Source organism: Xanthomonas sp. WHRI 6108 (assembly GCF_040202385.2).
Lineage (GTDB): Bacteria > Pseudomonadota > Gammaproteobacteria > Xanthomonadales > Xanthomonadaceae > Xanthomonas > Xanthomonas arboricola.
Genome location: NZ_CP168198.1, coordinates 3,879,524 through 3,900,070 on the forward strand (window position 1 = coordinate 3,879,524; position 20,547 = coordinate 3,900,070).

At 67.5% G+C, this 20,547-nt stretch carries 14 protein-coding genes; 3 read left to right on the forward strand and 11 right to left on the reverse strand.

Annotation, left to right across the window (positions count from 1 at the left end; all coding sequences use genetic code 11):
* Nucleotides 1-33: 33 nt before the first annotated feature.
* The 5 genes from ribD to ABQ039_RS16260 form a co-directional block, all read right to left on the reverse strand.
* Nucleotides 34-1,128 carry a bifunctional diaminohydroxyphosphoribosylaminopyrimidine deaminase/5-amino-6-(5-phosphoribosylamino)uracil reductase RibD gene (ribD, locus tag ABQ039_RS16240; protein ID WP_349778328.1) on the reverse strand — a complete coding sequence of 365 codons (1,095 nt, stop codon included), beginning with the start codon at nucleotides 1,126-1,128 and terminating at the stop codon, nucleotides 34-36.
* Complete coding sequence (locus tag ABQ039_RS16245) at nucleotides 1,125-1,610, reverse strand: GNAT family N-acetyltransferase (protein WP_349778329.1); 486 nt, start codon at nucleotides 1,608-1,610, stop codon at nucleotides 1,125-1,127. The genes ribD and ABQ039_RS16245 overlap by 4 nt, the downstream gene beginning before the upstream one ends.
* Nucleotides 1,607-2,131 (reverse strand): transcriptional regulator NrdR, encoded by a 525-nt coding sequence (nrdR, locus tag ABQ039_RS16250; protein WP_006453216.1) that lies wholly within the window; start codon nucleotides 2,129-2,131, stop codon nucleotides 1,607-1,609. Before nrdR ends, ABQ039_RS16245 begins: the two co-directional genes overlap by 4 nt.
* Nucleotides 2,132-2,233: 102 nt before the next feature.
* Entirely contained in the window at nucleotides 2,234-3,487 is a 1,254-nt protein-coding gene (glyA, locus tag ABQ039_RS16255) for a serine hydroxymethyltransferase (RefSeq protein ID WP_046344297.1), read from the reverse strand.
* Nucleotides 3,488-3,678: 191 nt separating this feature from the next.
* Nucleotides 3,679-4,194, reverse strand: coding sequence for an RcnB family protein (locus ABQ039_RS16260; RefSeq protein ID WP_054592507.1), 516 nt, complete (start codon nucleotides 4,192-4,194; stop codon nucleotides 3,679-3,681).
* Between the two features lie 226 nt (nucleotides 4,195-4,420).
* On the opposite strand from ABQ039_RS16260, the gene ettA reads away from it, so the two are divergent.
* On the forward strand, nucleotides 4,421-6,082 hold the full coding sequence (ettA, locus tag ABQ039_RS16265; protein WP_024940592.1) for an energy-dependent translational throttle protein EttA: 1,662 nt from the start codon (nucleotides 4,421-4,423) through the stop codon (nucleotides 6,080-6,082).
* Between the two features lie 60 nt (nucleotides 6,083-6,142).
* On the opposite strand, the gene def is transcribed toward ettA, so the two are convergent.
* Nucleotides 6,143-6,658: a peptide deformylase gene (def, locus tag ABQ039_RS16270; RefSeq protein WP_046344300.1), complete on the reverse strand. Its 516-nt coding sequence runs from the start codon at nucleotides 6,656-6,658 to the stop codon at nucleotides 6,143-6,145.
* A gap of 211 nt (nucleotides 6,659-6,869) precedes the next feature.
* A complete protein-coding gene (arsC, locus tag ABQ039_RS16275; protein WP_349778405.1) occupies nucleotides 6,870-7,292 on the reverse strand; it encodes an arsenate reductase (glutaredoxin) in 423 nt (140 codons plus the stop codon).
* A gap of 658 nt (nucleotides 7,293-7,950) precedes the next feature.
* On the opposite strand from arsC, the gene ABQ039_RS16280 reads away from it, so the two are divergent.
* Together ABQ039_RS16280 and ABQ039_RS16285 are read left to right on the forward strand one after the other, a co-directional pair.
* The gene (locus ABQ039_RS16280; RefSeq protein WP_024940595.1) at nucleotides 7,951-8,364 is read left to right on the forward strand and encodes a post-PEP-CTERM-1 domain-containing protein; all 414 of its coding nucleotides are present in this window, start codon (nucleotides 7,951-7,953) and stop codon (nucleotides 8,362-8,364) included.
* A complete protein-coding gene (locus tag ABQ039_RS16285) occupies nucleotides 8,357-10,015 on the forward strand; it encodes a PA domain-containing protein (RefSeq protein ID WP_046344304.1) in 1,659 nt (552 codons plus the stop codon). Before ABQ039_RS16280 ends, ABQ039_RS16285 begins: the two co-directional genes overlap by 8 nt.
* A gap of 237 nt (nucleotides 10,016-10,252) precedes the next feature.
* Here ABQ039_RS16285 and ABQ039_RS16290 read toward each other — a convergent pair whose 3' ends face one another.
* Genes ABQ039_RS16290 through bcsA form a run of 4 tightly spaced genes read right to left on the reverse strand, consistent with a single transcriptional unit; the run spans nucleotide 10,253 to nucleotide 20,461 of the window.
* A complete protein-coding gene (locus ABQ039_RS16290) occupies nucleotides 10,253-14,797 on the reverse strand; it encodes a cellulose synthase subunit BcsC-related outer membrane protein (RefSeq protein WP_349778330.1) in 4,545 nt (1,514 codons plus the stop codon).
* Nucleotides 14,779-15,960, reverse strand: a complete 1,182-nt coding sequence (gene bcsZ, locus ABQ039_RS16295; RefSeq protein ID WP_260297863.1) for a cellulose synthase complex periplasmic endoglucanase BcsZ — start codon at nucleotides 15,958-15,960, stop codon at nucleotides 14,779-14,781. Before bcsZ ends, ABQ039_RS16290 begins: the two co-directional genes overlap by 19 nt.
* Nucleotides 15,957-18,272, reverse strand: coding sequence for a cellulose biosynthesis cyclic di-GMP-binding regulatory protein BcsB (gene bcsB, locus ABQ039_RS16300; protein WP_349778331.1), 2,316 nt, complete (start codon nucleotides 18,270-18,272; stop codon nucleotides 15,957-15,959). Before bcsB ends, bcsZ begins: the two co-directional genes overlap by 4 nt.
* A 44-nt stretch (nucleotides 18,273-18,316) precedes the next feature.
* Nucleotides 18,317-20,461, reverse strand: coding sequence for a UDP-forming cellulose synthase catalytic subunit (bcsA, locus tag ABQ039_RS16305; RefSeq protein ID WP_349778332.1), 2,145 nt, complete (start codon nucleotides 20,459-20,461; stop codon nucleotides 18,317-18,319).
* Nucleotides 20,462-20,547: the final 86 nt, after the last annotated feature.

A 20,547-nucleotide genomic window follows, 5' to 3' on the forward strand; every position in this document is an offset into this window, starting at 1 on the left:
CAGCTGCGCGGTATCGCGCGGGCCATGCAGCGCTCACCCGGCAACAACCGGCGTATAGCGCAGACGCAGATCCTGACCGAGCTGGCGCACATCCAGCAGCTGCAACGCAGCGCGCTGCGCCATCGTCCCGATGCCCAGCCCGGCCAGCAGCGGCCTGGCGGTATCGCCCAGCAGTACCGGCGCCATGTAGACCAGCAGTTCGTCGACCAGGCCGGCCTGCAGCAGCGCACCACCCAGCGTTGCGCCGGCTTCCACATGCACCTCGTTGATGCCGCGCTCGCCAAGCAGGGCCAACACAGCCGCCAGATCGAAGCGGCCGGCTTGCAACGGCATCGCAAGGAACTGCGCATCGTCCAGCGACGGCGCGGCGACATCCTCGCCATGCAGATACAGCGTGGGCGCATCGCCCTGACGCAGGTTCCTGCATGCCAACGTCCGTAGCCCGGCATCGAGCACCACGCGCAGCGGCGGCACGACCGGCGTGTCATCGCCCAGCCGCACCGTCATGGAGGGGTCGTCGGCCAGCACCGTGCCCGCACCAGTGAGGATCGCGCCCGCACGCGCGCGCCAGCGCTGCACGTCTGCGCGCGCGTCACTTCCGGTGATCCACTTGGATTCACCGCTGGCCAGCGCCGTACGCCCATCCAGGCTGGCGCCGAGCTTGACCCGCAACCACGGCAGCCCACGCTCCACCCGTGACAGAAACCCACGATTCAGCGCGCGCGCCTGTGCCTGCAGGACGCCGCTCAGCACCTCGATCCCGGCCTCGCGCAGCAACGCAAACCCGCCGCCGTTGACCTGCGGAAACGGGTCGGCCATCGCCGCAACCACACGCGCAATGCCGGCATCGATCAAGGCCAGCGCACAGGGCGGCGTGCGTCCGTAGTGCGCACACGGCTCCAGCGTGACGTAGGCGGTGGCGCCACGCGCCAGCGCGCCGGCCGCGCGCAGCGCGAACACTTCCGCATGCGGGCCGCCGGCACGTTGATGAAAGCCCTCGCCCACGCATACGCCATCGCGCACGATCACGCAGCCAACCATCGGATTGGGGCGGGTGGTGTAGGCGCCACGCTCGGCCAGGCGCAATGCCTGCGCCATCCAGCGATGGTCGTCGGCCGTTGCGCTCATTGCGTTGCCGCTTGCGGTTCGATACACATCACCACGATCTGCATCGGCCCCAGCAGTAATTCTGCATGCGTCTGCCAGCCCAGCCGCTGATAAAACGGCACCAGCACTGGTTGGCAATACAGGTACAACGCCGGCACGCCCATGCGCGCGGCGGCCTGCACGCAGTGCGTCACCAGCGCCTCGCCGATGCCCTGCCCGCGCGCCTGCGGCTGCACGTACAGCGACGCCAGCCATGGCGACCATTGCCGAATGCGCGAATCGTCGTTTTCCAGCAGGCTGACCGACCCGAGCCACTGCGCCTGATCGAGCGTCACCCACGTGGTCGGGATCACCCCGTCGCGGGTGTGGCTGCGCAACTCGCTCAAGGCCTGATCGAAATTCCAGTCCGGCAACAGACTGCCGAAGGCCTGCAGATGCGCCTGCGCGATGGCGGGCAGCAGCTGCGGCGTGTCGGCCACGCACGCGATGCGCATGGCGCTCACCGCTTGCCGGGCTTGCCGGCGCGCTCCAGGGCCGCTTCCAGCAACGGCAACTGCTCGATGCCGACCGGGAGCTCGCGCTCAAGCTTTTCGATTTCCTCGCGGAAATCGGCCACGTCCTGAAAGCTGCGGTACACCGAGGCGAAGCGCACATAGCCCACATGATCGAGCTTGCGCAGCTCGACCATGACGTATTCGCCCACCCGCAGCGAGCCCACCTCGCGCTCGCCGGACATGCGCAACTGATGCACCACCGCGCGCACCGCCGCTTCGATCTGCTCTTCGGACACCGGGCGCTTTTGCAGCGCGCGGTCGAAACTGGTGCGCAGCTTGCGCGCATCGAACGCCTCGCGCCCGCCATCGCTCTTGACCACGGTCGGCAGCTTGAGCTCGATCGTCTCCAGGGTGCTGAAACGCTCGCCACACGCCTCGCACTCGCGACGCCGACGAATCGTCGTCCCGTCTTCGGACACCCGCGAATCGATCACGCGGGTGTCGTTGTGCTGGCAGAAGGGGCAGTGCATCAGGTCGCCGAGATTGGGAAGTGGGGATTAGGGATTGGCAACAGCAGGAGCAAGGACGCGCTTACCGCGCATCCCCAATCCCGAATCACCAATCCCGGCACCTCAGCCATACACCGGATACTTCTTGCACTGCGCGGTCACCGCGTCGCGGACCTTGGCCAGCACCGCTTCGTCGCTGGGGGCGTCGAGCACATCGGCGATCCAGTTGGCCAGGTCGATGCTGTCCTGCTCCAGGTAACCGCGGGTGGTGATTGCCGGGGTGCCCAGGCGCAGGCCGGAGGTGACGAACGGCGAGCGCGGGTCGTTGGGCACCGAGTTCTTGTTGACGGTGATGTGCGCCTTGCCGAGCGCGGCCTCTGCGTCCTTGCCGGAGACGTCGCGGCCGATCATGTCCACCAGCATCAGGTGATTTTCGGTGCCGCCGGACACGATCTTGTAGCCGCGCGCGATCAGCGTGTTGGCCATCGCCTGCGCGTTCTTGACCACCTGCTGCTGGTAGGTCTTGAATTCCGGCTCCAGCGCCTCCTTGAACGCCACCGCCTTGGCCGCGATCACGTGCATCAGCGGGCCGCCCTGAATGCCGGGGAACACGATCGACTGCAGCTTCTTCTGCAGCTCTTCGCTCGCGCCCTTGGCCACGATGATGCCGCCGCGCGGGCCGCGCAGGGTCTTGTGCGTGGTCGAGGTGACCACGTGCGCATGCTCCAGCGGGCTCGGATACACGCCTGCGGCGACCAGGCCGGCCACATGCGCCATGTCCACGAACAGATACGCACCGACGCTGTCGGCGATGGCGCGGAAACGCGCCCAGTCGATCTTCTGCGAATACGCCGAGAACCCGGCCACGACCATCTTCGGCTTGTGCTCGGTGGCCAGTCGCTGGACTTCGTCATAGTCGATCAGGCCCTGCTCGTTGACGCCGTACTGCACGGCGTTGAACAGCTTGCCGGAGACGTTGACCTTGGCGCCGTGGGTGAGGTGGCCGCCATGGGCCAGGCTCATGCCCAGGATGGTGTCGCCGGGCTGCAGCAGCGCCAGATACACCGCCTGGTTGGCCTGCGAGCCGCTATGCGGCTGCACGTTCGCATAATCGGCGCCGAACACCTGCTTGATGCGCTCGATCGCCAACTGCTCGGCAATGTCGACGAACTCGCAACCGCCGTAGTAGCGCTTGCCCGGGTAGCCTTCGGCGTACTTGTTGGTCAGCTGGCTGCCCTGGGCCTCCATCACCAGCGGGCTGCAGTAGTTTTCGCTGGCGATCAGCTCGACGTGATCCTCCTGGCGGCCGGCTTCAGCAGCGATGGCCTGGGCCAGTTCGGGGTCGTAGGTTTCCAGTCGGACGTCGCGCGAGAACATGCAGAGCTCCGGGGCAGCTGTTGCCAGTAGGGGCGCAGATTGTAAGCCCCCGCATGGACAGGTGACCAATTGAGACGCGGGCGCAGGCCGGGCGCGCCATTGCGGGTTCCGTCCTGAACGACAAAGGCGCACCGGAGTGCGCCTTTGCGGGTTCCCTGCCTACCCAGGCCTGACCCGGACGGTAGACAGGCTTAGTTGTTGAGCACCAGGTCGGCGATCACACCGGTGGCGATGGCCACCAGCAGCAGATTGCCGGTGTTGTCGCGCTGCCACCGGTAGCCATACGGCGGGCGGCGCAGGTTGTAGCGATCGTAGTCGTTGATCACGTAGACCGGGCCGTGGTAGCGCTGGCCGCGGGCCCAGTACGGGCGCGGCGGCGGGCCGGCGCGGTAGTAGCCGGGGCGATCGTAGACATAGACCCGGTTGCGGTCGTAGCGACGGTCCTGATAACGGGCATCGCGATACCCCTCGCGGTAGCCGTTGCTGTAGTAACGGCGGTCATCGCGGCGGTCGGCCCGGCGCTCGTCATGCCAGTCGCGGCGGTCGTTGCGCCAATTGCCACGGTGATCGCGGTCGTGGCGATCGTCGCGATCATGACCACGACGGTCGTGGCCGCGGCCCCAGTCGTCGGCAAACGCTGCCGGGGCCACGGAGCCCAGCGCCAGGATGGAGGAAAGCACAACAGTCACGATGCGTTTGCGGTTCATGGGATTGCTCCTGTCTGCGATGTCGCAATTTCATTAAGGCGCTGGCCGCCTTAACGCATTCTTGCTGGAATCGATTACGAAAACGCCCATTCAGGTGGAAGGTAAGCTGCCGTTTAGCTGCCGACGCGCCGCCGCGAGCCAGGCCGGTTGCCCGTATAATCGGCGCAATCCCTTTTCCGCTGCCTCCGGCCCCGGCCGGTGGGCTGCCTGCGTCCACGGAGCACCCATGTCGCAATACATCTACACCATGAACCGCGTCAGCAAGGTGGTCCCGCCCAAGCGGCAGATCATCAAGGACATCTCGCTGAGCTTTTTCCCGGGCGCCAAGATCGGCCTGCTGGGCCTGAACGGCGCCGGCAAGTCCACGGTGCTGAAGATCATGGCCGGCGTGGATACCGATTTCGAGGGCGAAGCCCGTCCCCAGGCCGGCATCAAGGTCGGCTACCTGGCGCAGGAACCGCAGCTCAACCCCGAGCACACCGTGCGCGAAGCGGTCGAGGAAGGCGTGGGCGACGTGCTGCAGGCCCAGGCCGCGCTGGATGCGGTGTACCTGGCCTATGCCGAGGAAGGCGCCGATTTCGACGCCCTGGCCAAGGAACAGGAACGCCTGGAAGCGATCCTGGCCGCCGGCGATGCGCACACCCTGGAAAACCAGCTGGACGTGGCCGCCGATGCGCTGCGCCTGCCGCCGTGGGACGCGGTGGTCGGCAAGCTGTCCGGTGGCGAAAAGCGCCGCGTGGCGCTGTGCCGGCTGCTGCTGCAGAAGCCGGACATGCTGCTGCTCGACGAACCGACCAACCACCTGGACGCCGAATCGGTGGAATGGCTGGAGCAGTTCCTGGCGCGCTACACCGGCACCGTGGTGGCGGTAACGCATGATCGCTACTTCCTCGACAACGCCGCCGAGTGGATCCTGGAACTGGACCGCGGCCGCGGCATTCCGTGGAAGGGCAACTACACCGACTGGCTGACCCAGAAGGACGAGCGCCTCAAGCAGGAAGACAACCAGGAAAAGTCGCGCCAGAAGGCGATCCAGAAGGAACTGGAATGGTCGCGCCAGAACGCCAAGGGCGGCCGCACCAAGGGCAAGGCGCGTCTGGCCCGCCTGGAAGAACTGCAGTCGGTGGACTACCAGAAGCGCAACGAGACCAACGAGATCTTCATCCCGCCGGGCGAGCGCCTGGGCAATGCGGTGATGGAGTTCAAGAACGTCTCCAAGAAGTTCGGCGACCGCCTGCTGATCGACAATCTGTCGATGATCGTGCCGCCCGGCGCCATCGTCGGCATCATCGGCCCCAACGGTGCCGGTAAGTCGACCCTGTTCAAGATGATCACCGGCGCGGAGAAGCCCGATTCCGGCGAGATCGTGGTCGGCCCGACCGTGCAGCTGTCCTACGTGGACCAGAGCCGCGACAAGCTGGAAGGCAACCACAACGTGTTCCAGGAGATTGCCGGCGGCCTGGACATCCTCAACATCAACGGCGTGGAGATCCAGTCGCGCGCCTACATCGGCCGCTTCAACTTCAAGGGCCAGGACCAGCAGAAGATGGTCGGCTCGCTGTCCGGTGGTGAGCGCGGTCGTCTGCACATGGCCAAGACCCTGCTGCAGGGCGGCAACGTGCTGCTGCTCGACGAACCGTCCAACGACCTGGACATCGAGACCCTGCGCGCGCTGGAAGATGCGTTGCTGGAGTTCCCGGGCAACACCTTCGTGATCTCGCATGACCGCTGGTTCCTGGACCGCATCGCCACGCACATCCTGGCGTTCGAAGGCGACTCGCACGTGGAGTTCTTCCAAGGCAACTACCGCGAGTACGAAGAAGACAAGCGCCGCCGCATGGGCGATGACGCAGGTCCCAAGCGTCTGCGCTTCAAGGCGCTCAAGTAAGCACGACAAGGGCGCCGCAAGGCGCCCTTGTCACATACGGGTGCAGCTGCGACCGATGGCCTACAGGTCGTAGGACAGCACGTCTTCGAAGCCGAAGGTGGCGAAGTTCTCGATCCGCGAGGGATACAGGCGGCCGACCAGATGGTCGTACTCGTGCTGCACCACGCGTGCGTGGAAGCCTTCGGCCTCGCGCTCGATCGGGCTGCCATCCGGCGCAAAGCCGCGGTAGCGAATGTGGCGATAGCGCGGAATGACCGCACGCAAGCCGGGAATGGACAGACACCCTTCCCAGCCGTTTTCCATCTCCTCCGACAGCGGTTCGATCTGCGCATTCGCCAACGCGGTGCGCGGCACCGCCGGTGCATCGGGATAGCGTTCGCTGGCTTCGAAGCCGAACACCATCAGCTGCAGGTCCACCGCGATCTGCGGTGCGGCCAGGCCAACGCCACGCGCATCGTCCATGGTCTCGAACATGTCGGCCACCAGCGCGCGCAACTCGGCACTGCCCAGGTTGGTCACCGGCGGCGCCACGCGCAGCAGGCGCTTGTCGCCCATGCGGATAATCTCGCGAATCATCTGACTGCTCCCGGGAAACGTTGCGGCGATTCTAAGACCTGTGCGGTAGGTGGGGGTGAGGTTGGGGAGTCGGGAGTCGGGAGTCGGGAGTCGGGAACGGGAATTAGGGATTGGTCGCTGGGGCGTCAGTGGCGCTGCTTGGCGTTTCGCATCTTGATCTGAGGTGACTGCGTTTGATGTGGGATGACTGCGTGTTTCGGGTATCTGTCTATCAGCCCGTTACGCGTTGCCCGGCATCGTCCAGCACGCGTTCGCCGTCTTCCTTGACGAAACCGCTCGTCGCGGGCGGCAGCAGGTCGAGCACGCGTTCGGAGGGGCGGCACAAGCGCGTCCCCAATGCGGTTTGCACGAAGGGGCGGTTGATCAGGATTGGATGCGTGAGCATTGCGCTCAGCAACGTTGCGTCGTCCAGCGCGGGATCGTCGAGTTCCAGTTCCAGATACGGGGTGCCTTTCTGACGCATGGCCGCGCGAACCGGGATGCCGGCGGCGGCGATCAGGGACTGCAGTGTTTCGCGGGTGGGCGGGTGCTGCAGGTCATCGACGATCTGCGGTTCGATGCCGGTGTGGCGGATCAGGGCGAGCGTATTGCGGGAGGTCCCGCAATTGGGGTTGTGATAGATGACGGCGTGCATGGGAACCTGGTGCGCGGAGTGGTCAAGACTGTAACGCGCTGCGGTCGAATGGCGCGCAGCGTGCAGAGCCAGCGCAGCGTAAGCGCAGCCCGCGCCGATGCCGATGCCGATGCCGATGCGCATTAACGCACGGGTTGCGCACGTTGCTGCGGCCGCGCTACTTGCGCAGACCAGGCCACTGGCCGCGGTGGAATAAAAGCTCCTCTCCCCCCGGGAGAGGGGTTGGGGCGAGGGTACGGGGCGAAGCTCAGGTGCACCCGAATCCCTGCTCTCAACCTCCACCAGGCTTCGCACGACCCCTCATCCGCCCCTTCGTGGCACCTCTCCCGATGGGAGCAGGGAAATGAGTCGTCCGGATCTTGGCTGGGGCACCTTCTACCGATGAGAGAAGAGAGGCTTCCGGCCCGGTCGGCTCGCGTCAAAAATCTGTCCGATCCGGATACCCGATGCCGCTGCAATTCCCGGAAATTCCCCAACGCAAGTGCGGCGATAACCGTTTCAGGCTCTCGCTTCGCATTCAGCGGCCAATATGTCAAAAGATTGACACACATCACGGATTCATGATTCAGTCATGAACAGACTGAAACGGAAGGATTCCCCCGATGCCGGTGTCTGCACGGCGTCCCTTTTCCCTGTTGGACTCAAGGAAACCCCAACGATGATGAGCTTTCGTAAGCCCGGATGGATGCTGTCCGGTGTGTTGTGTGTCGTCTGCCTGCCGGCCCTGGCCGTGGCGCAAGAGGCTGCAACCAGCAGTTCCAAGGTGGGTATCGATCCCGTCACCGGCAAGCTGCGCCCGCTGACCGACGCCGAGAGCGCGGCGCTGGATCAGCAGGCCGCGTCGGCTGCCCGCAGCAGCGCTGCCCGCACTGCGGTTCCGCAGACCGAATCGGCCGCACGCGCGACCGAGCGACGCCTGCCCAACGGCACCGTGGCGCGCAAGTTGCCGGCCACGCAGATGAGCTCGCTGATGGCGACCCGTCAGGCCGATGGCCGCATCGTCATCGAGCACAGCGAAGACGCCGACACCCAACCCGCCCACGCCGAGCACGGAGCGCTGCCGCATGAATAAGCCCTTGTTGCTGTTGTCCCTGGCCGTGGCTGCGGCCATCGCGCCGCTGCATGCAAGCGCCGCCAACGTCACGCTGATCAATGGCGATGCCGGCACCAGCGTCGGCTTGAACGACCCCACCAGCGCAGCGCCCTTGGGCGGCAACCCCGGGCGCTCGGTCGGCGAGCAGCGTCGCATCGCCTACCAGTACGCGATGGACCTGTGGGGCGCGGTGCTGCAGAGCAACGTCGAGATCAAGGTGTATGCCTCGTTCGCGCGGCTGACCTGTACCGCCACCGGCGGCACGCTGGGCCAGGCCGGCCCGAACTGGATCGTCAACGACTTCCCCGGTTCCAAGCCCAATACGCTGTATCCATCCGCGCTGGGCGACGCGATCGCCGGGCAGGATCTGGTCCCCGATCCCAGCGATCCGGCCGACGTGTTCTCGCAATTCAACGGGGATCTGGGCAAGCCCGACTGCCTGGCCGGCTCGGGCTGGTACCTGGGCCTGGACGGCAAGACGCCCGAAGGCCAGATCAACTTCCTCAACGTGGTGATGCACGAGATCGGCCACGGCCTGGGTGCGGCGGGCTTCCTCAACAAGACCACCGGCGTGCTCGGCTCGGGCAGCGGCCTGACCGACGTCTACACCGCGCAGGCCTTCGACAACGTGCAGAACAAGCGCTTCGACGATCCGGCCATGACCAACGCGCTGCGTGCCGAAGCGATGCGCACGCCGGGGCGTACGGTGTGGGCCGGCACGCGTGTCAACCGCGAGGCGGCGCTGATCCTGGATCCGCGCACCCTGTTGCAGGTGAGCGCACCGGCCAGCGCGGCGGGCAAGTTCGAGGTGGGCTTTGCCAGCTTCGGGCCGCTGGCCACGGCGGCCAATTTCCCGGCCCGCGCAGTGGTGACGGTCAACGACGGAGTGGCTGCCGCATCGGCCAGCGATGGTTGCGAAACGCCGTTCGTCAACGCGGCCGAGGTGGCCGGCAAGGTGGCGCTGATCGACCGCGGCACCTGCGCGTTCGCGATCAAGGTCAAGAACGCACAGCTCAACGGTGCGGTGGGCGTGATCGTGGCCAACAACGCGGCCGGCGTGCAGACGATGGGCAATGCCGCCCCGCCGATCACCGACATCACCATCCCGGCGATCATGGTGTCGCAGACCGATGGCGCGCGGCTGAAGGGCAGCGCCGGAGTGGTGGCGGCGTTGTACGAAGACCCCGAGCTGTTGCAGGGCACCGATACCGCGGGCCGCACGCGGCTGTATTCGCCCAGCGTGGTGGCCGGCGGGTCGACGTTCTCGCACTTCGATACCGACCTGCAGCCGAACGCGTTGATGGAACCGTTCGATACGCCGGAAGTGCAGGCGCATCTGAACATCGACCTGACCCCGGCGCTGTTTGCCGATATCGGCTGGACACTCAATCGCGGGCTGGCCAAGCTGGGCAACTGCAATACGCTGGTGCCGACGCTGGAGACCGGCGGGCTGATTCCCGGCGCGAACATCTCGGCTGAAAACAGCCTGTGCAAGTCGCAGAATGCCGGCAACCGTCTGGGGTACCTGACCTGCATGGACGAGCACGCACGCGAGTTGCAGAACCAGGGTGCGATCAGCCGCATTCAACAGGCAGCGGTGTTTGTCTGTGCCACCAAGGTGCGCCCGTAACAACAGGCGCAGTCTGCGTTAATCGATGCAATGCGAACGGCGCCGGGAGGCGCCGTTCGTTTATCCGTGCTCACACTGTTCAAGCTGCGCCACGCGCGGCGATGTCCACACCCCACCGAGGGCGCGCGCGCGTCAGCATGCGTGTACAGCGCGCAGCAAAACGCCGGCCAGAGACACCCACCACAGCGCAGACCAACCGCCACAGCCAGAGGGCCGCGCAGTCGGTCTGCCTTGTCCTCAACGATCGGCAGCGTATGGCGAAGTCAGCACCTGTGGTGCGCGACCCAGTGCCGCACCCAGCCGATCCATCACGAACCGCAGATAGAGATTGCTGCTGAACTGGTTGTAGTCGCGCGCATTGTTGAAGGTCATGCGCCCGCCCAGGAACAGCTGCGGCGCCACCTGCCATTCGGCCGCGCCACTGAGGTTGTAGGACACGCCGGTGCGGGTTTCGCCCGCATACACCGGGTCGGTGTAGCGGTTGACCAGCCCGAGCAAGGCCGCCAGCGAGGCGGCATCGTAGGCGGCCTGCTGCAGGGTGGGATCGGTCGGAAAATACGGCGAGGCGTCGGTACTGAAGTGCTGCACGCCGATGCTGGCATCGACCTTCCAGTTGACCGTCTGGCCGGCGCTGCGGCCGCTCCAGTGCACCGGGAAACCCAGGTCCACATACTCCTGCGGGCTGAAGTAACCGCCATGGCCGTAGGTGAAGCCGCTGAGGTTCCTGTCGTACTGCATGGCGGTCAGATTGATGCCGGCCGTCAGCGACTGGTGCCGGGTTTCCAGTGCATGCACGTAGAAGCCCAGGTCGAGCTGGCGCTGGTCGTTGTCGGCGACGTTGTTGCCGAGCAAACGGTGCGCGGCAAGATTGGCATAACCGCCCAGCAGCCCATTGTCGGCAGTGGCCGACAACGACACGCCATTGCTGGTCACCCCGCCCCATTCGCGGCCGCTGCGTGCATCCTGCGCGCCGGCGAACGACAGCACGCTGTCGGTGACCGCGCGCCGCGAGGCTTCGGCCGACCAGCTCACCGCATCGCCAAGCTCGCCGCGATAGCCGACGCCGCCGATGAGGTTCTGTTCCTGGAAGCCGATCGGGGTGCTGCCGATGTGGGCACTGAACCCGCCATTGCGATAGCGCACGCCGACGCCCACCCCGGTGTCGTCCTGGCTGAGCCGGCGCGTGCCGTTGCCGGTGGCGGCCATGCTATTGAGCGTGGCGGCCAGCCCGGTCGGGGTCTGTTGTGCGGCGGCCGTGCTGCCGGCCAGCGCGCGCAACGCGGCCGCATCGCCGGCAGCCAGCTGTTCGCTGAGCGCGGCGTTGCCGAGGATGTCGCGCGCCAGTTGGGCGATCGGCGTGTTGGAGGCGTTGATGCCGAGCAGGTAGGCCGGCAACGGTTCGTTGGCCAGCGCCGCCACGGCGGCGGCATTGCTGTTGTTGTTCTCGACCAGCAGGTCGTTGAACAGGCCGGTGTTCAAGGCGTAGCGACGCAGGCGTTCACGCGTGGCGGCGGTGTCACCTTCGGTGGCGAGCAACTGGTACATCGACGAGCTGACCAGCGTATCGATCGGGCCGCGATCGGCCGCCAGCGCATCGTTGATGGCGGTCTGCGGGCCGCTGCCGAAGCGGCTGGCGGCGACGTAATCGGTGGTCAGCGTGCCGGCATCGACGATGGTCGGGGTCAGGGTGACGCCGAGCTTGCCGTCGCCGACCGCGAACTCGGCCTGGACCGGCATTTCGATATCGTCCAGGCGACCCAAACCGTCTTCGCCATCGCGCGAGCGGTACAACGCGCCGCCGGCGAGGTTGTCGCTGTTTTCCGACTGCACCGCACGCAACTCGTCGAGCACGCCGTTGCCGCTGCCGAGCGGCGGCAACGCCTGTGCGGCGGGCTTGGTCAGACGTGGACCGGCGTCTGCGGCGATCGGTGCGACTGCGCGCGCGGCAAGCAGCCCGTCGCCGCGCGACGAACCGCGCATGCGGCCGCTGGAGACCGGCAGCATGGCGGGCGCAGCGCCGGCGCTGACCGGCGGCGACAACGTATCGCCGCCGTTGTCGGCAGACCCACCGACCGGCGCGGCAGTGGCGAACCGTGCAGAGCCCGGCGACGCTGCAGCCGGTGCAACCGGTGCAACCGCCACGTCGCCATAGGCGCTACCGGCATCCATGCGCTCGGACAACACCGCCGGCGAGCGCGGCATGCCGCCGGTCATGCCGGAAAACGGATTGAGCGGGCGGCTGGAGGACGCGACCGCGGACGGACCGCGCGCGGACGGCAGGCCATTGTCCAGTTGCCCGGCCTGACGCTGCTGGGCGGCCAGCGAGGCACGGAAATACTGCTCGGCCTTGCGGTTCTTGCCGGCGCTGCGATACACGCGGCCGGCCGCGGCCAGTACCTCCGGCGACTCCGGTGCCTGCGCCAGCGCGCGTTGCAGGTAATGCTCGGCATTGCGCAGGTCCGACTGCGCGGCCGCGCTGTTGGCGGCGGCAGTGAGCGTGTCCAGGTCGTCGGGATGACGCTGCAGGATCTGCTGGTAGATCGCCAGCGCCTGACGCTGGTCGCCGGAGGCGGCATACAGCCGCGCGAGCGCGGCCTGCGCATCGCGACTGTCCGGTTGCTGGGCCAGGATCGGCGACAGCGCGTCGTAGGCGCCTTCCAGGTTGCCGAGTTCGCGCAGCGCATCCACCTGGCGCAGCGTGTAGGCGCTGCGCAGGCGTTGATAACGACGCAGCTGTTCCGGGGTCAGGGTGGTGGCCTGCAACTGGCGCAGCACCGCCGACAGTTCGGCGTCCTGGTGCGCGCGCAGCAGCACGCCGGCATATTGCAGGCGATCTTCGCTGCGCACCGTGGCGCCGGTGACCAGGCGCTGGGCCAGGGTCAGCGCGCGCGTGGCGTTGCCGGCATCGGCATGCGCGCCGGCCAGTGCGGCCAGCAACTGCGGGTCGTCGAGCTGATTGCCCAGCGCGGTTTCGGTGCGCGCCAGCAACTGCTGCGCGTCGCCCGGCCGGCCCTGCTCCACCAGCAAGCGTGCCTGACGCGCCTGCAGTTCGATCCAGGCGGTGGTGCGCAGCTGGGCCATTTCCGGCGTGCGCGAGGCGACCGGAATGCGCTCCAGGCTGTCGTAGGCGCCCTGCCAGTCGCCGCTTTCCTGCGCCAGCAAGGCGTTGGCCTGCAGCGCTTCGGGTTGGTCGCCATGCACGGCGAGCAGGCCATCCATCACGCTGCGGGCCTGGTCGGGGCGGCCGGCCTGTTGGTACAGGCGGGCCAGATCCAGACGGATCCAGGCATCGCCCGGGCGCTCGACCATCGCCGCTTCCAGCTCGGTCTGCGCGCTGACCGCATCGCCGGCTTCCAGCGCCTGGCGGGCGCGCGCGCGCTGCACGTTGGAACGCAGCAGGGCTTGCCCGCCGGCTTTGGCACGCTCTGCGGCAGGCAGGCGATTGAATACGTCGCTGGCTTCCTGCATGCGGCCCTGGCGGCTGTACAAACCGACCAGGCCCTGCAGCGCGCCGGCATTGTCGGCGTCGTGCGACAGCGCCTTGCGGTAGCTGGCCTCGGCGGCGGCCGGGTCGCTGGCGGCCTGCAAGCCGCCCAGCGCCACCTGCGCGGCCGGCTCGTTGGGCAGCAGCTGCACCGCCTGCTCCACCAGCTGGCGCGCCTGGGCCAGATCGCCACGTGTGCGTGCGGCCTCGGCCTGCTGCAGCTGCAGCCAGTAGCGCGCGCTATCCAGCGCACCTTTCCATTTGCCGTTATTCGCCGCGGCCGGGCGCAGCAGCTCCTGCGCTTCGGCAAAGCGCTGCTGACGCAGGCGCACCGAGCCCAGGCCGCCGAGCGCTTCCGGATCACGCGCACGTGCGCGCAACACCTGCATGAAGCGTTGTTCGGCAGCGCCCAGATTGTTGGCGCCCAGCGCACGGAAGCCTTCGCCCAGCAGCACGCCATTGGGGTCGGCCGGCGCGGCGGCGGCGGCGCTGCGTTGTTCGCGCAGCTGGCCGAGTTTGGCGGTGACTTCCGCATCGGCCGGGGTGCCGGCCAGGAATGCCTGGTACAGCGGCGCATCGGCCATGCCGGCGTTGAGCCACAACAGCGCCTGGCGCCAGCTGGTGCGCGCCGGCCCGCCGACATCGGCGCGTTGCGCCAGCGTGCGCAGCTGCGCGATGCCGTCGCGGCGGGTGGGTTCGCGGTAACTCAGCACCTGCGCCAGCGCCAGTTGCACGGACGGGTTGCCCGGTTCGCTGGATTGCAGGCGTTGCAGGCCGTCGCGCGCACGCTCCCAGCCGGTGGGGGTGCCGGCCAGCGACTGGTAGTACTCCAGCGCCAACGCCGGCGGCGGCGGCTTGCCGGCGAACAGCGCTTCGTAATTGCGCGCGGCTTCCACATAGCGCCCGGCCGCGGCGGCGCGGCGTGCGTTGCGCAGGTTCGGATCTTCGCCGGCAGCGCTGCTGCCACGGGCGCCGATCGCCACGCGCAGGCGCTGTGCCTGCGGCGATTGCGGGTGTGCGGCGTCGAGTTGCTGCAGGCGCTTGCGTGCTTCGGATTGACGGCCCTGCGCCAGATCGATCTGCGCCAGGCCGAGCAAGGCGTCGGGCTGATCCGGATCGACGCCGAGCAGCTTGCGCCAGGTGTCGGCGGCCAGATCGTCGCGGCCCTGGTCGTGCCAGTAATTGCCCTGCCCGACCAGTTGCTGGGTGGCGCTGGTCTGCGCCTGCACCGGCGAGGCGAGCAGGCACAGGTCGATCATGCCGACGAGGTACAGCGGGGTCAGTTTTTTGCGGAGCATGCAGGCGTTCTCCAGGCGGGCAGCAGGCGCCCGTCTGCGGCAAAGCGGTAGCGGTTCTCAAGCCAGCCCTGTCCGAACAGGGCCAGCGTGCGTTCGAAGTACGGCAGCGCAGCGGCTGCGGCTTGCGCGGCTGCGGGAACGCGCTGCGCCTGCGCCTTGAGCAGCGCGGGCTGGCCCATCGCACTCAGGTAGGGCAGCAGCGCGGCAGAAAACCCGACCGGCAATGCGCCGCTGCCCACGCCGCGCGCGGTGTCGATCTTTTCCGCAAACGGGGTCTGTGCGGCGAGCAGGTCGGCCGGGCCGGACAGGTCGCGCAGCAAGCCGCTGCGCAGCGGCTCGCCGGCATCGAGCATGCCGGCCCACAGATACACGCGGATCGCGTCGTAGCTGCCGACGTTGCCGCGCTTCGGATCGGGGCTGAAGCGCTCGCCATCCCATACCGTCCAGTCCGGCGCAAAGCCCACCGGCGCGCTCTCGCGCAACACGCGCGCGGCATTGCTGGCGATCGCCGCCCACGGCCCCTTGGGGTCGGCGTTGGCGCAGCGCCGCAGCACCTGGATCGGCAGGTAGCTGGGATTGAGCGTCCAGCGCTGCTTCTCGGCAAAGCCGGTGCGGCCGGGCAGCAACATCGCGCCCAGGCCCGGCAGCGTGGCCACTTCCTGCTGGCGCATCAGTTGCAGGATCTGCTGGCCGGCCTTGCCGTAACCGGGCCGGCTCCACAGCCGGCCGGCTTCCAGCAGCGCGTAGGCAATCCACAGCTCGCCATCGCTGGCGGTATTGGCATCGAGCACGCGCCAGCTGCCGCTGCCATCGCGCCCCCACAACCACGCCGGCAGGTTCAGGTCCGGGCGGCCGCCGCACAGATTGTGGCGGGTCCAGCCCAGCACCTTCTCGAACAACACCTGGTCGTTGTTGACCAGGGCGAAGAACAGCGCATACGACTGACCTTCGGAGGTCGAGCGCTGGTCCGGATTGAGGAAATCCACCACCCGCCCGTCGGGCTGGATGTGCTTGTCGACGAAGGCATTCCACAGCGGCCACGGCCCGCATTGGCCAGCCGCCGCCGCTGCGCGCGTGGGCAGCAGCGCGGCCAGGCCGGCCAGCGCACCGGCGCGCAGCAGGCTGCGGCGTGTCATCGCTGCGGCGCTGTCGTGCGCGCTCATGCGCTGCCGCCGTCGGCGAGCCGCTCGGCGGCATGCCGGCGCAGCAGCACGCGCGCGGCCAGCGCCAGCAACAGCGCCAGCAGCACCACGGTCAACGCCAGCCACACCGGGTGGTGCGAGAAGTACCAGCGCAACCAGGTCGGGAGCGGCAGATGGCCGACGTAGTAGGTCTGGTTGCCGACCAGGCTGATGACCTTTTTCTGCTGCAGCAACACCACGCTGCCCTGGAAGTCCTTGAGCAGGGTCGGGTCGAACCAGGCATCGAACAGCCGGCTCATGTTGGCCGGGTCTTCGCTCTGGAACGCGACCACGCTGCGGCCGGACTTCAACGGCGATTCGAATCCCATCAACAGCACATCGTCCGGCTGCGGTTGCAGGGCGATTTCCGCGGTGGTCGGCAGGTCGGTGCGGCGCGCGTCGAAGGACAGGAAGCCGGGCAGCTTTTCCAGCACCCAATCGGTCAGCGCAAAGCGGGTCGCCTGCCCGTCCTGGCCCACCGGCAGCTGTGCGCGCCACTGCTTGAACAGCGGCTGCGACTGCGCACTGCCGAGCAGCAACAGATCGCGGTCGGCGTGTTGCTGCACCGCGCCGGCGCCGACGATCTGCGCATGCAGCGCCGGATACCCGGTGGAGGCGCCGAAGCGGCCAAGCAGGGTCAGCACATTGCTCAGGTCCTGGTCGCCCGGATTGTCGGGCAGCACGATGGTGGATTCGGACAGATCGGCCAGGCGCGTGAACGGGTAACCGGCATTGGCGAACGCGGCCAGGTTCGGCATTGCCATGTAGTGGTGGAAGCCGCTCAGGTCGATGCTGGAATCGGCATCGATGGCGCCGGACACGTCCGGGAAGGTGTTCTTGCACTCTTCACCCTGCGGGCGATCGAAGAAGAAGTGGAAGCGCAACTGGCTGTTGGCCGAGAACGCACCCACCGGCAATGTCAGATCCTGATGCACCGGCATGCTGCCGCGTGCGCCCAGGCTGTTCCACCAGCGCCTCGGGGTGGACTCGGCGAACGGGCGGCCGGTCAGCGGCAGCGTGGTCACGAACGACTCGTTGATGCTGACGTTGAGCGCAGACTTGTTATCCACGTCCGGCACCGTGTAGCGGTATTTCAGCGCGACCGGAATGCCGTCGCGCTCCCACACGAACAGGTCCGGCGGCAACTGCAGGCCGATCCGGATCAGGTCCGGATGATAGCCGCTGACATTGAGCTGGCCGGGCTGGGTCACCAGATCGCCGAAGCGCACCGGATGCTCGCTGGACACCCACTTGGGCGCGTCGTACGGCTGACGCGGCGCCGGCGCGCTGATCTCGCCGATGCGGGCGACCGCCCCGGTCAACGGCGCGCGCAAGGCCAGCGCGGTGGCGGCGCGTTGCAGGTCTTCGCTGTTGCGGCCGAGCACCAGCAGCAGCTTGCCGTTGGGATCGGTCGGGTTGACCACCACTGCCACGGTCGGGCCACGGATATCGGCCACGCCACTGTCGGCGGTGGCGAACTGCTCAGGCAGCGTGCTGGGCGTGGCGAACACCACTGCGTTGCCGGTGGCCGGCAGCGCTTCGGTCGAGGCCGGGAACAGCGCGCCGCGGTAGCCGGCCAGGGCGCCGAACCACGAGGCGACCACGCCGGCCGCCTGCAGCGTGGCGTTGTCCGGGCGCTGCGGAAAGTAGAACGGCAATTCCAGCCGGCGCGTGTCGCGCACATCGAAGAACGGCACCGGCAACAACGCCAGGTTATTGGCCAGCGCCAGCGGCGTGGTGGTCAGCGACAGGCTGGTGGCCGCGTCCACATTCGCCCACAGGCTGCTGTGGTCCGGGTCTTCGCACTCGCGCGTGTAATGGCCGATCAACTGCAGGTTGAGCTGGTTGTAATCGGTGACCAGGCGCGGGTCGATCGGCAGATCGGCCGAGAGCAGCTTGCCGGCATTGGCCTTGTCGGCGGGCAAGGTGCCCACGGTGACGCCATTGATGGTGACCTTCAGATGCGACAGGTCCGGCAGCAGCGCGGGCGAATAGCTGTATTTGAGGTTGAGCGTGGCGGCGGTGACGATCTCGTCGCTGCGCACGCTGAAGGGCACGCCGGCACTGCCCTGCACGCCGCGCAAGGTGATCTCGTAGTCGATGCCGAGCTCGCGCAGGCTGGAGGTGCGGGTGCTGCCGGCCGGCATCGCTGCCGGTGCGGGCGGCGCGCTCGCGGCGGTGCCGTCCTGCCCGGTCGGCGTGGTCGTCGCCGTTGCCGGCACGGCCTGCTGCGCCTGCGCCAGGCCGGTCAGCAGGGTGAGCACACAGGTCAACACGGCCGGGGACATTCGCATCGGTGGCTTCTTGGCAGGGAAAAGGGAAACGGCAGGCGTCACGCTCACGACTCCAGATCCAGCGCGCGCGCCGGGCGGAAGCCCTGACGCGCACTGAGCGCGATATGCCCGCCCAGGCGTCCGAAGCCGCGCGCGCTGGCGGCCAGCACCTGGCCCAGCGAGCGCCAGAACGCATCGCGGTCGTGCTGGCCCCATTGCGACAGCCAGATGTCGGCGCGCGCAAAGGTCGAGGCCACCAGCCAGCGCTCCTGTTCCATCGACATCGCGGTGAACTGCACGCTGACCTGGCCGTCGCGGTCCTGCCGCACCACCGCCGGCAAGGTCTGCTCCACGCCGCGATGACTGAGGCCGATCTGCACCGGCAACCCCGGCTCGATCGGCTGCGGCTGGGCGAGCCTGATCGCCATGCCGCCGGTGGAAAAATTCAGCGAGCGACTGGGCAGCACGCTGCCATCGGGCAGATACAGATTGACCGGGACATCCAGCGGCACGCGATGGGCGCTGCGCACCTGGCGGGTTTCGCTGGCGGTGGCGATGGTGGCGCCCAGCAGCACCATGTTGTAAAGCGTCCAGGCCAGGTTGAACCAGATCGTCTGCTGCTCGCCGCTGCCGCCGACATAGATCAGGCGCAGCACGCCGGCAGCCACACCGGCCAGGTTGAGCAACAGCAGGAACAGGTATGGCTTGGCGATTTGCGCATCGAAATAACTGCGCGCCACCAGCCCGCCCTTGGGCGTGACATTGAACTTGCCCAGCTTGGGGTTGAGCAGCGCGACCAGGGTGGGACGGAAGATGTACCAGGCCAGCGTGGTCTCGTAGACCTCATTCCACAGCAGATGGCGGAAGCGGCTCTGCACCCGCAGGTTGGTCAGATTGGCCTGCAGGATGTGCGGCAACGCATAGGCCAGGATCATCAACGCCGAGGCCTGGATCACGTGCGCGCCGAAGAACAGATAGGCCAGCGGCGCAGTGAGGTAGATGATGCGCGGCAAGCCGTAGAAGAAGTGCAGCATCGCATTGAGGTAGCACAGCCGCTGCGAGAGCCTGAGCCCGCGCCCCAGCAGCGGATTGTCGATGCGCGCGATCTGCGCCATGCCGCGCGCCCAGCGGATGCGTTGCGCCACATGGCCGGACAGGCTCTCGGTGGCCAGGCCTGCAGCCTGCGGCACCGCCAGGTAGGCGGTGCGATAACCGCGACGCTGCAATTTGAGCGCGGTGTGGGCGTCCTCGGTGACGGTTTCCACCGCCACCCCGCCGACCTCTTCCAGCGCGCTGCGCTTGATCACCGCGCAGGAGCCGCAGAAGAAGGTCGCATTCCACTGGTCGTTGCCATCCTGCAGCAGGCCGTAAAACAGCTCGCCTTCGTTGGGCACCTTGCCATGCGTGCCCAGGTTGCGTTCGAACGGGTCGGGCGAGAAGAAATAGTGCGGCATCTGCACCAGGGCCAGCCTGGTGTCGCGCAGGAACCAGCCCATCGCCACCTGCAGGAAACTGCGGGTGGGAATGTGGTCGCAGTCGAAGATCGCCACGTACTCGCCGCTGCACTTCTTCAGCGCGGCATTGATGTTGCCCGCCTTGGCGTGCGCGTTGTTGGTGCGGGTGACGTAGTTGATGCCGACCTCGGCACAGAAGTCGCGGAACGCGTCGCGGCGGCCGTCATCGAGCAGATGGATGGTGATCTTGCCGGCCGGCCAATCGATCACGCTGGCCGCCAGCACGGTGGTGCGCACCACCGACAATGGCTCGTTGTAGGTGGGAATGAACACGTCCACGCTCGGCCACAAGGCTTGGTCGGCCGGCAACGGCACCGGCTTGCGATCGAGCGGCCACAACACCTGGAAATAGCCCAGCACCAGGATCACGAACGCATACAGCTCCGCGCCCAGCAGGCCCAGGCCCAGGATGAAATCCACCGCGCTGCCCACACCCATGGTCTGGGTCGTGCGCCACCAGATGTAGCGGCACGACACCGCCAGCGACATGCCCATCATCGTCAGGATCACCACCCGCCCGCCGCGCTTGCGCACCGCCAGCGCAACGGCGAACAGCACCCCGGAGAACACCAGTTGCTGGATGACATCCATCGGCACGGCGACCACGAACACCAGCAGCAAGCCGCCCAACAACCACAGCGCCCAGGTCGCCAGCATGGGCAGCGGTGATCCGGAACGGCGGCTGGCAGCAGTCATCAGATAATCCTTCAAGTGTGGCGGCGTGCGGCAAAACGAGGCGAAACGGGCGAGCGCAGCGGCGCTTGCCGAAGGTCACGCGGTGG

Excerpts from the sequence above, each read along its gene's own strand:
- ettA (WP_024940592.1), top strand. The coding sequence starts at position 4,421 with ATGTCGCAATACATCTACACCATGAACCGCGTCAGCAAGGTGGTCCCG.
- def (WP_046344300.1), bottom strand. The coding sequence starts at position 6,658 with ATGATTCGCGAGATTATCCGCATGGGCGACAAGCGCCTGCTGCGCGTG.
- ribD (WP_349778328.1), bottom strand. The coding sequence starts at position 1,128 with ATGAGCGCAACGGCCGACGACCATCGCTGGATGGCGCAGGCATTGCGC.
- ABQ039_RS16280 (WP_024940595.1), top strand. The coding sequence starts at position 7,951 with ATGATGAGCTTTCGTAAGCCCGGATGGATGCTGTCCGGTGTGTTGTGT.
- ABQ039_RS16290 (WP_349778330.1), bottom strand. The coding sequence starts at position 14,797 with ATGCTCCGCAAAAAACTGACCCCGCTGTACCTCGTCGGCATGATCGAC.
- bcsZ (WP_260297863.1), bottom strand. The coding sequence starts at position 15,960 with ATGAGCGCGCACGACAGCGCCGCAGCGATGACACGCCGCAGCCTGCTG.
- ABQ039_RS16260 (WP_054592507.1), bottom strand. The coding sequence starts at position 4,194 with ATGAACCGCAAACGCATCGTGACTGTTGTGCTTTCCTCCATCCTGGCG.
- bcsA (WP_349778332.1), bottom strand. The coding sequence starts at position 20,461 with ATGACTGCTGCCAGCCGCCGTTCCGGATCACCGCTGCCCATGCTGGCG.
- ABQ039_RS16285 (WP_046344304.1), top strand. The coding sequence starts at position 8,357 with ATGAATAAGCCCTTGTTGCTGTTGTCCCTGGCCGTGGCTGCGGCCATC.
- glyA (WP_046344297.1), bottom strand. The coding sequence starts at position 3,487 with ATGTTCTCGCGCGACGTCCGACTGGAAACCTACGACCCCGAACTGGCC.
- nrdR (WP_006453216.1), bottom strand. The coding sequence starts at position 2,131 with ATGCACTGCCCCTTCTGCCAGCACAACGACACCCGCGTGATCGATTCG.
- arsC (WP_349778405.1), bottom strand. The coding sequence starts at position 7,292 with ATGCACGCCGTCATCTATCACAACCCCAATTGCGGGACCTCCCGCAAT.
- bcsB (WP_349778331.1), bottom strand. The coding sequence starts at position 18,272 with ATGCGAATGTCCCCGGCCGTGTTGACCTGTGTGCTCACCCTGCTGACC.